This is a genomic window from Pseudomonas sp. 18.1.10 (genome assembly GCF_024655625.1).
Lineage (GTDB): Bacteria > Pseudomonadota > Gammaproteobacteria > Pseudomonadales > Pseudomonadaceae > Aquipseudomonas.
This window is the reverse complement of sequence record NZ_JANLGL010000196.1, coordinates 1-10,024: the sequence shown is the minus strand read 5'-3', so window position 1 is coordinate 10,024 and position 10,024 is coordinate 1. Positions and strand designations below refer to the sequence as shown.

Annotated in this window: 8 protein-coding genes and 1 pseudogene; 4 read left to right on the top strand and 5 right to left on the bottom strand. The window is 63.6% G+C overall.

Annotated elements, in window-relative coordinates; genetic code table 11:
- Window positions 1-141: 141 nt before the first annotated feature.
- Together NUV89_RS23920 and msrB are read right to left on the bottom strand one after the other, a co-directional pair.
- Complete coding sequence (locus tag NUV89_RS23920; protein WP_257783270.1) at window positions 142-1,845, bottom strand: cytochrome c biogenesis protein DipZ; 1,704 nt, start codon at window positions 1,843-1,845, stop codon at window positions 142-144.
- Between the two features lie 32 nt (window positions 1,846-1,877).
- Complete coding sequence (gene msrB / locus NUV89_RS23915) at window positions 1,878-2,378, bottom strand: peptide-methionine (R)-S-oxide reductase MsrB (protein WP_257783269.1); 501 nt, start codon at window positions 2,376-2,378, stop codon at window positions 1,878-1,880.
- Between the two features lie 141 nt (window positions 2,379-2,519).
- On the opposite strand from msrB, the gene NUV89_RS23910 reads away from it, so the two are divergent.
- Window positions 2,520-3,230, top strand: a complete 711-nt coding sequence (locus NUV89_RS23910) for a response regulator transcription factor (protein ID WP_257783268.1) — start codon at window positions 2,520-2,522, stop codon at window positions 3,228-3,230.
- The gene (locus NUV89_RS23905; RefSeq protein WP_257783267.1) at window positions 3,227-4,693 is read left to right on the top strand and encodes a HAMP domain-containing sensor histidine kinase; all 1,467 of its coding nucleotides are present in this window, start codon (window positions 3,227-3,229) and stop codon (window positions 4,691-4,693) included. Before NUV89_RS23910 ends, NUV89_RS23905 begins: the two co-directional genes overlap by 4 nt.
- Here NUV89_RS23905 and NUV89_RS23900 read toward each other — a convergent pair.
- Window positions 4,656-4,805 (bottom strand): annotated as a pseudogene (locus tag NUV89_RS23900) (alpha/beta fold hydrolase); the annotation flags it as partial. The gene NUV89_RS23905 and the pseudogene NUV89_RS23900 overlap by 38 nt on opposite strands.
- A gap of 331 nt (window positions 4,806-5,136) precedes the next feature.
- Here NUV89_RS23900 and NUV89_RS23895 point away from each other — a divergent pair.
- Window positions 5,137-5,535: a hypothetical protein gene (locus tag NUV89_RS23895; protein WP_257783266.1), complete on the top strand. Its 399-nt coding sequence runs from the start codon at window positions 5,137-5,139 to the stop codon at window positions 5,533-5,535.
- 78 nt (window positions 5,536-5,613) lie between these two features.
- Here the strand turns inward: NUV89_RS23895 and NUV89_RS23890 are convergent, their stop codons facing one another.
- Entirely contained in the window at window positions 5,614-7,869 is a 2,256-nt protein-coding gene (locus NUV89_RS23890; RefSeq protein WP_257783265.1) for an ATP-dependent DNA helicase, read from the bottom strand.
- Window positions 7,866-9,509, bottom strand: coding sequence for a VRR-NUC domain-containing protein (locus tag NUV89_RS23885; RefSeq protein WP_257783264.1), 1,644 nt, complete (start codon window positions 9,507-9,509; stop codon window positions 7,866-7,868). Before NUV89_RS23885 ends, NUV89_RS23890 begins: the two co-directional genes overlap by 4 nt.
- A gap of 188 nt (window positions 9,510-9,697) precedes the next feature.
- Between NUV89_RS23885 and NUV89_RS23880 the strand changes: the two genes are divergently transcribed.
- Entirely contained in the window at window positions 9,698-9,922 is a 225-nt protein-coding gene (locus tag NUV89_RS23880; RefSeq protein ID WP_257783263.1) for a YgdI/YgdR family lipoprotein, read from the top strand.
- Window positions 9,923-10,024 lie beyond the last annotated feature (102 nt).

Here is a 10,024-nt window from a genome sequence, read left to right as displayed (position 1 = left end):
CCCCCCCCCCCCCCCCCCCCCCCCCCCCCCCCCCCCCCCCCCCCCCCCCCCCCCCTTTTTTCAAGCAGAAGACGGCATACCAGATGTTACATGCTGTCTCGTGGGCTCGGAGTGTGTATAAGAGACAGGTTCATAAACCCGTTAGCCAAAGGTGAAGGCATACGCCGCCACATTCGGGTCCAGAAACTCAATGCTGAAGGTACGGTCCTGCACCTCGCCCGGCTGGCGCACCAGTTGGTACAAGCGCTGCTCAGTCACCGTGCCCGTGCCATCCGGCGCCACATCCGTGCCGTGGGCATCCCCCGGAGCCTTGCCGTCAACGGTGACCTTGAAGCGCACCGGCTTGCCATCCGCGCCAGGCGCCAGCACCAGGTGCAAGTCACGGGCATGGAAGCGGTAGACGATGCGCCCACCCGCCTGCTCCAGCGTGACTTGCTGGCCGCCCACGTTCCATTGGCCTTCCAGGGTCCAGTTGTTCAACGCCAGGGGGCCGGACTTGACGAAGTTCTCGGCGCGCTGTGCGCCCAGGTAGGTTTCCGGCGACTGCACGGTGTTCAGGTCCGGCGCCTGTTGCACGCCCTTGGCGTCCACGTCGATCAAGCCGCCCGCGACGTTGTTCGCCCCGGCTTCGCGCAACAACTGCTGGATCACCCGCTCTGACTCGGCATAGTCGCCCTCGCCAAAGTGGTGGTAGCGAATCTGCCCGTTGGCATCGGCAAAGTAATGCGCCGGCCAGTACTGGTTGTTGAAGGCGCGCCAGATCTTGTAGTTGTTGTCGACAGCCACCGGGTAAGTGATCCCGAGGTCTTTCATGGCCTGGGTGACGTTGCCCACATCCCGTTCAAAGGCAAACTCCGGGGCGTGTACGCCAATCACCACCAGGCCCTGGTCGCGGTACTTCTCGGCCCAGGCTTTGACATAAGGCAGGGTGCGCAGGCAGTTGATGCAGGAATAGGTCCAGAAATCCACCAGCACCACCTTGCCCTTGAGGGCTTCGGCGCTCAGCGGCGGGCTGTTGAGCCATTGCACGGCGCCGTCCAACGGCGGCAGCGCGCCTTCGACCGGCAGCGCATCGCCGTTGTGGTTGGCCGCCATCATCATCGCCCCGCCCTGCGCGGGCGGCTTGGCGCTCAAGCGGTCCACCAGGCTTTGTTCCAGGCCGCCGGTGGAGGCCGTCGACAAGCGCGACAACACGCCGGTGTCCAGGCCCAGGGCAATCGCGGCGACACCCACCAGCATCAGCGCGCCCAGGCCGCGACGCAGCCATTCACCGGCGCCCAGGGACTTCTTCATCAAGCCAAAGACCTTACCGCCCACCAGCAACGCCAGCGCCAGGGACGTCGCCGCACCGGCGGCGTAGGCCAGCAACAGCAAGGTAGTGCCGATATTGGCGCCCTGCAGCGCGGCGCCGGTCAGCAGCAGCCCCAGGATGGGCCCGGCGCACGGCGCCCAGAGCAACCCGGTGGCCACGCCGATCAGAAACGAAGCGCCTGCACGCGGCCTGGCGTCGGCCCCGGCGGCTTCCGACAGGCGACTGCCGGCGGCTACCAGCGGGCGCGTCAAGCGCTCCGACAGCTGGGGCAGCAACAGCGTTAAGCCGAACAGGGCAACGCACAGCAACGCGAGCCAGCGCCCGTATTGATTGACTTGCACCACCCAGCCGCCGCCCACCGCGGCCAGCGTGGCCACCAGGGCAAATGTCACCGCCATCCCCGCTAACAGCGGCAAGCCACTGCGCAAAAACGGCTGCCCGGTGCGAGCGAAGACAAAAGGCAGGACCGGCAGGATGCACGGGCTGACGATGGTCAGCACGCCGCCCAGGTACGCGAGAAGCAGAAGCCACATGGGATAAGACCTTATAAGAAAGAGACATCGGCTTACGGCGCCGTGAACGTCATGGCCGCGCCATTCATGCAATAGCGCAGGCCGGTGGGTTGCGGGCCGTCGTCGAACACGTGCCCTTGGTGGCCGCCGCAACGGCGGCAGTGGATTTCGTTGCGTGCCATGCCGAAAGACCGATCGGTACGGCTGGCCACCGCGCTGTCCAGCGGCTGCCAGAAGCTTGGCCAGCCGGTATGGCTGTCGAACTTGGTGGTGGACGAGAACAGCGCCAACGCGCAGCCGGCGCAGGCAAAGGTGCCAGCGCGGTGTTCATCGTTAAGCTGGCTGCTGTAAGGGCGCTCGGTACCCTCCTCGCGCAGCACGGCGTATTGCGCGGCGCTGAGCAAGCTGCGCCATTCGGCGTCGGTGTGGCTGACCTCGAAGGTTTCGGCCGCCTCGGCGTCGCTGACCAGGCTGAGCTGTTTCAGCAAGCCACCGGCGAGGACGGCGACACCCAGGCCACCGCCGGCCAGCAGGATTTGTCGACGTGAGTACATGGCGTTCTCCTCAATAAGCAATGACGCCATCCTGCCCCCCAGCCGGTCGCCAAATCCTCACGCAGAGTTAAACAATTCGTGATAACTACACTGTGGCAAAAGCCGCACAATGCGCCGACTACAAGCCAAGGTTTCGCTTACATGGATCAGCCCAAACGTGTCCTGGTGGTCGAGGACGATGCCCACATTGCCGATTTGATCTGCCTGCACCTGCGTGACGAGCAGTTTGCCGTGGTGCACAGCGCCGATGGCAACGAGGGCTTGCGCCTGCTGGAGCAAGGCGGTTGGGACGCGCTGATCCTCGACCTGATGCTCCCCGGCGTCGATGGCCTGGAGATCTGCCGGCGCGCCCGCGCCATGACGCGCTACACGCCGATCATCATCACCAGCGCGCGTTCCAGCGAACTGCACCGCATCCTTGGCCTGGAGCTGGGCGCCGATGATTACCTGGCCAAGCCGTTCTCGATGCTGGAGTTGGTGGCTCGGGTCAAGGCGTTGCTGCGCCGGGTGGACGCCATGGCACGCAACCTGAAGATGGACGCCGGCAGCCTCGACCTTGGGCAACTGTTCATCAACCCGCTGACCCGCGACGCGACCCTGCAAGGCCAGCGCCTGGACCTCACGCCGCGTGAGTTCGACCTGCTGTATTTCTTCGCGCGCCAGCCAGGCAAGGTGTTTTCGCGCATGGACCTGCTCAATGCCGTTTGGGGCTACAGCCACGAGGGCTACGAACACACGGTGAACACCCATATCAACCGCCTGCGCGCCAAAGTCGAGACCGACCCGGCCAACCCGGCGCGCATCCTCACAGTGTGGGGCCGCGGCTACAAGTTTGCCGAGAGCGCGCCATGAAGCTGACCCTGACCCAGCGCCTGTCGGTGGTGTTTGCCGTGTTGCTGCTGATTTGCAGCGGCACCTCGGCGTGGTTGCAAGTGCGCTCCAACCGCATGCACGAGCTGGAAGTGGTGCAGGGCCTGTCCCGCGACCTCGCGGCACACATCGCCCGCGACACCCAACTGATGGACGCCGATGGCCTCAAGCCCGAGGCCGTGCGCACGCTGTTCAGCCAGCTGATGCTGGTGAACCCGAGCGTCGAGGTGTACCTGCTCGACATCGACGGCCGCGTGGTCGGCAACGCCGCGCCCAGCGGGCACCTGTTGCGTGACCGCGTTGACCTCGCGCCGGTACGACGCTTCCTCAGCGGCGCCATGCTGCCGATCCTCGGCGATGATCCGCGCAGCGTCGAGGGGCGCAAGGTCTTCAGCGCCGCACCGCTCAAGGCCAACGGCAAGCAGACCGGCTTCCTGTATGTGGTGCTGCTGGGCGAAGCCCACGACGTGTTCGATGCCAAGGATGCAACGGGCATGGCGCTGAAGATCGCGCTGTGGTCCATCGGCCTGGTCGCATTGTTATGCCTGATGGCGGGCCTGGTCGCCTTTGCCTGGATCACCCGCCCGTTGCGCCAGTTGACCGACAAGGTCGCGCAGTTCGATATCAACGGCGCGCCGAAAACCCCGGAGCCCGCCACCGCGCCGCTGCACAGCGGTGACGAAATCGCCGTGCTCGACCACGCCTTCGTGCAAATGGAGAACCGCCTGGGCGAACAGTGGCGTGCCCTCACCCACCAAGACCAGGAACGCCGGGACATGGTTGCGAATATCTCCCATGACCTGCGCACCCCGCTGGCGTCGCTGCACGGCTATCTGGAAACCCTGTCCCTCAAGGACACCAGCCTCAGCCCCGAAGATCGCCGGCGCTACCTGGGCATCGCCCTGGACCAGAGCCGAAAAGTCGGCGGCCTGGCCCAATCCCTGCTGGAACTGGTGCGCCTGGAGCACGGCTTTGTGCAGCCGGTGATCGAAGGATTTTCCCTGCCGGACCTGGTGCAGGACGTGTTCCAGAAATTCGAACTGAACGCCGAAGCCCGCGGCATCAAGCTCACGGCCACCCTGCCACCGCAGGTGCCGACGGTGATGGCCGACCTCGGTTTGATCGAGCGGGTGCTCACCAATCTACTGGACAACGCCCTGCGTCACACGCCGGTCAACGGCGAAGTCGAAGTGATCCTCGCGCCGGGCGCTGAAGGTGTCGCCGTGACGGTCAGCGACAGCGGCCCGGGCATTGATCCCGAGTTGCGCGAAGGCTTGTTCCTGCGCGCCTTCACCATTGGCGGCGCGCGCCGCGATGGCGGCCTGGGTTTGCGCATCGTGCACCGCATCCTGCAATTGCACGGGCGCAGCATCCGCCTGGTGGAGCGCCCCGGGCACGGCGCAACGTTTACGTTCTCCCTAGAAAGGCAAGCATCAAGCCGTTGACCTGTGGCCCTTGCTCGTTCTGGATCCAGTGGCCGCAGTTGGCTAACACGTGTTGCTCAAGATGGGGCACGGCATCCGGCATGCGCTTGAAGGTGTGGGCTTCAACCCCCCCCCCCAAGCTAGAAACCAGCCGGCAATTGCGCGGAACCCCAAACAACGACCGAGTCGGGCGGCTTCGATGGTGGGACAGGATATAACTATTTCGATTCACACCAAGAGCAAACGAAACTAAAAACCTGGCATTTCTAACAGGAGACGTCCCCGGTGTAACGGAGCCATCATTTCGGGGCCTCTAGGGTGTTTGTATGACTTCGACCGCACCGGCGACACGGCTGCTTATGCACCGGCAGCCGATATAGCGGTGCGTTCCGGGCGGGGGCCCGACAGGGTCGAAGGGATGCTATGCCCGGATACCCGCATGACGATATACCAGGAGATAAATCATGAGACTAACCCTCAAGTTGCCCAAGAATTTAGCCGTAAACGAACTGCTATCCCGCGCAAACGCCAATGGACTACCGCTAGCATTATATCGGAGCAGCGAGGTCGGGACGGATGGCCAGAACCTGCAGCATGAATTGTCATTTGTTGGAGGCGGGGCCGAGTATTTCCAAAAGCATACACCGGGCGAGCAGGTGGACATTTTGCAGAGAGTAGTATCCGAGGCAGCGGGTAGGGAGTTACGTGTGAACCAGGCTAGTTGGTTGATCGCGCCGGCCAACACGGTGGAAGCGAGCACATACCCAGACCAAAGCATTTACCTCTTGGACGCGGTTCCGCAATTTCAAACGGAAATATCGGTGGAGTTCGACGCGGCTTATGATCGTTTTGGGAGTCTGTAACAAATCCCACGGTTCAACACTTGGCGCGTGCGGAGGATTGCCGGCGAAAGCGCCAGCATCATTGATACCGGGAATGCCTCACTCCACCACCCACCAGCATGGCAACAGTTGCCGCACCCGCGCTTCGCCGAAGCGGTCGTCGATCAACATCACCACCCCCTCGTCCTGCTGGCTGCGGATCACCCGCCCGGCGGCCTGCACCACTTTTTGCAGGCCCGGATACAGATAGGTGTAGTCGTAGCCCGCGCCGAAGATCGCGGCCATGCGCAGCTTCATCTGCTCGTTGACCGGGTTCAGTTGCGGCAGGCCCAGGGTGGCAATGAACGCACCGATCAACCGTGCGCCGGGCAAGTCGATGCCTTCACCAAACGCACCGCCCAGCACGGCAAAACCGATGCCTTGGCTGTGTTCGGTGAACTGGTCGAGAAAGGCCTGGCGCTCGGCCTCGGCCATGCCCCGTGATTGCTGCCACAGCGGGATCTGCGGGTGGCGCTCGGCGAGCAATTGCGCCACCTGTTGCAGGTAATCGAAGCTGGAGAAAAACGCCAGGTAGTTGCCCGGTCGCTGCGCGAACTGTCGGGCGATGAGCGCGACGATGGGTTCCAGGGAGGCTTGGCGGTGCACAAAGCGCGTAGAGATCGCATCGACAATGCGCACCTGCAATTGCTCAGCCTGGAATGGCGACTCCACGTCGATCCACGCCGTGTCGGGCGGCAGCCCCAGCAAGTCGGCGTAGTAATGCCGTGGGCTCAAGGTCGCAGAAAACAGCACGCTGCTGCGGGCGGCGGTCAGGCGCGGGCGGATAAATTCCGCCGGCACCACATTGCGCAAGCACAGGGTTGAGCTACTGCGCTTACCATTGAGCTGCCGCTTGCTGATATCGAAGATGAAGTGCTCGTTGAACAGCTCGGCGACCTTGGCAAATTGCAGCGCGTCAAAGTAGAAAGTTTGCAGCTCGCCGCTAAGGGCTTCGGGATGATCGTTGAAGTAGTCGCCCAGGGCGCTGGTGCACAGGCTGAGGGCTTGCAGGAGTTTTTCCGGGCGGGCCGCATAGGCCTGGTACGGCGCGAGCTGGTCCTTGTGCAGCGCGTTCCATTCGCGGTTCAGGCGTTGCAGGGGTTTCTTCAGCGGCTCGGGTGCGGTGTCGCGCAGGGTCTTGAGGCTGTACTGGTCGAGGCTGGCGCTGTACATCGAGCGGGCGCGCTCCACCAGGTTGTGAGCCTCGTCCACCAACACGGCCGCGCGCCACTGGTTGAGCTGGGCGAGGCCGAACAGCATGGCGCCGAAGTCGAAGTAATAGTTGTAGTCGGCGACCACCAGGTCGGCCCAGCGCGCCATTTCCTGGCTCAGGTAATACGGGCATACGCTGTGGGCCAGGGCGACGTCCCGCAGGCTGCGCTGGTCCAGCAGGCGCACCTGGGCGGCGGCGGCGCGCGCGGCGGGCAGGCGATCGTAGAAGCCTTTGGCCAACGGGCACGAGTCGCCGTGGCAGGCCTTGTCCAGGTGTTCACAGGCTTTGTCGCGGGCCACCAGTTCCAGCACGCGCAGGGGCAAGTCGGGGCTGCTGCGGTGCAGCACGCTGGCGGCGTCGAGGGCGAGCTTGCGCCCCGGGGTCTTGGCGGTGAGGAAGAACACCTTGTCCAGTTGCTGCGGCGCCAGGGCCTTGAGCAGCGGGAAGATCGTGCCGATGGTCTTGCCGATGCCCGTGGGCGCCTGCGCCATCAGGCAGCGGCCGGTGGTGACGGCCTTGTACACCGTCTCGGCCAGGGCACGCTGGCCCGTACGAAAGTCGGCGTGGGGGAAACCCAGGCTTTGCGCCGCGCGGTTGCGCCCATCGCGGTGCTGCATTTCCTGCTCGGCCCAACCGAGGAACAGCGCGCACTGCCGGTTGAAGAACGCCTCCAGCTCCGTCGCCTGGGCACTTTGGCTGAGCACGGTCTCGCCTTCACCGACGATATCGAAGTACACCAGCGCCAGGTTGATCTGGGCCAGCCCAAGTTTCTGGCACAGCAGCCAGCCGTACACCTTGGCCTGGGCCCAGTGCAACTGGCGATGGTTGGCGGGCTGGGCGTCGAGGTCGCCGCGATAGGTCTTCACTTCCTCCAGACGATTGGCATCCGGGTCATAGCCGTCCGCCCTGCCCCGCACCTTGAGTTGCTGATACTCCCCCTCCAGGGCCACTTCATTCTGGTAATGCGCACTGCGCCGCGAGGCAACGGTGCGATGGCCGACGATGCCTTCCTGGGCGCTGGGCGACGGGGTAAAGCGCAGGTCGAGGTCGCCGACCTTGGCCGTGAACTCACACAGCGCCCGCACGGCCACGCTGTAGCTCAAGGCGCAGGCTCCGCCCAGCGCACGTAGCAGACGGTGACCGGCATCTGGTGCTGCGCGCAGAACTCCAGCCAGCGCAGTTGGTTGTCTTGCAGGCGGTCGCCGGGGCCCTTGACCTCGATCATGCGGTAGGTGTTTTGCGCGGGCCAGAACTGGATCAGGTCCGGCATGCCGGCGCGGTTGGCGCGGATGTCCAGCAACAGCCGGTCGAACCAGTGGCGCAGGTGCGCAGCGGGCAAGCAGGCCAGTGCCTGTTCCAGCAGGTCTTCGGTGAGCAGGTTCCAAAATACAAAGGGCGACTGGATGCCCCACTTTTGCACGTAGCGTTGGCGGATCGTGGTTTTGTAGCGCTCATCCGCCAGTTGGTCGAAGCAGGCGTCGAACAATGCGGCGCGGCGCGAGTGGAAGTCTTCGCTGTGCAAATCCACCGGCCCGCGTTGGAACGGGTGGAAGAACGAACCCGGCAGCGGCGCGAAGATCGCGTCCCAGCACAGCAGGCCAAACAGTGAATTTATCAGGCCGTTCTCGACATAATGCACCGGCGCCTCAGGCGTGTTCAGGTGCATCTGCACACAGGTTTCCACCGACTCCAGCGGCTGTGGCAACGCCAGGTCCAGGCGGCTGACTTCGTGGGGCTTGACCCTGGGCAGCGCCGGCGCCCCCAGTTTGCGCCGCAAGCGTGGCAGTACCCGCAGCAGGTGTTGGTGCTCGGAGGGACTTTCCGGCGCCTGTTGCGCCGCGCTCGCCAGTTCCATGGCCTGGGCGTAGTCCTCCTGGCGCTCCAGCACGCGGATCAGCCGTGCACGGGCGCCGGGATAGGCGCAGGTGCGGTAGATCTGTGCGGCCAGGGCCAACTCGGCCAAGCGCTCGCAATGCTGGCCGAGCTGGAACGCCAGCTTGGCTCGACGCCGTTCCAACCAGGGGTTGTCAGTGTTCAGGGTGGCGATGTGGGCCAGGACGTCCGCAATCGGCTCGCCGGCCTCGAAGGCTTGCTGGCAACCCTGCAGGAACAGAAACCCCTGCACGTCATCACGGCTGCGCAAACCCCGGGATTCGGCGCAGATCTCCACCTTTTCGTAGGTGTAGATACCCAGGTCGGCCAGCACGAACTCGGACCAGTCCTGGTACAGGTTGCCGAAGAACATCAGGCGCAGGCGGTCGCACAGGTCCATCACGCTGAGGCTGTACAGGGTGTCGGACAACTCGGGGCACCAGGCGGCAAAGCTGCGGCTGTCGGGGAACTGCGCCGCCAAGCCTTCCCGCCAGTCGGCCTTGTTGCCCTTGGGCTGCTCGATCCATGGCTTGAACGCCGCGAGGATTTCGCCTTTTTGCAGCAAGGTGAACAGCGCGTCAAAGCTCAGTGGGCAGTGCTCGTCAACCCACCCCAGGCGCACCAACGGCTCAGCCGCTGCGCGGGAACAACCGATTTCCAGGTAGTTGAGCTTGCCCGCACGAAAATGCACACCCTTGCGCATGACCATGCGCACCAGCAAGGCCTGGGAGGCTTGCGGCAAGCTGTCAAATTGCTGAATGAACTGCGTTTCGTCCGGGTCGAGCAGGTCGGCATAGCGTTGCCCCAGCCATTGCAGGACCTGACGGAAGTTTTGCAGGTAATAAAGTGGGTCTTCGAGGGGGTTGGCCATGGCGTACAGGGGTCAAATACTGGTTATGCATACAGAGTGCCGCCGCTGGTGGCTTGTTGCAATCGGTAATAGATAAATGGCGCACGCAACTTTTTGTATAAAAGTGATCTGATGGCTGAGCCGATGGCGTAAAATTTGTGCCCCGCCGCCTCTGGCGCGGGACTTTTCAGAGTTGATAGGTAAGGGTTATGAGCATGAAGAATTTGGGTCTGCCACTGGTTGCACTCACTTTTCTGGTATTGGCCGGTTGCGCGACGCAAACGGTGGTGACATTGCAAAATGGCACGCAGTATTTGACCCAGGATCTGCCGAAAACCAACACCGCCGATGGTTTCTACGAATTCACCGATATTGCGGGCAAGCGCGTGCGCGTGAAGGCTGCGGATGTGGCCACGGTTATCAAGGAAAAGTAATTTCCTGATGCCCGAGTGCATTGAACAATGTGGGAACTGGCTTGTGTGGGAGCGGGCTTGCTCGCGAAAGCGGTGGGTCAGTCACCGGATATGTATCTGATC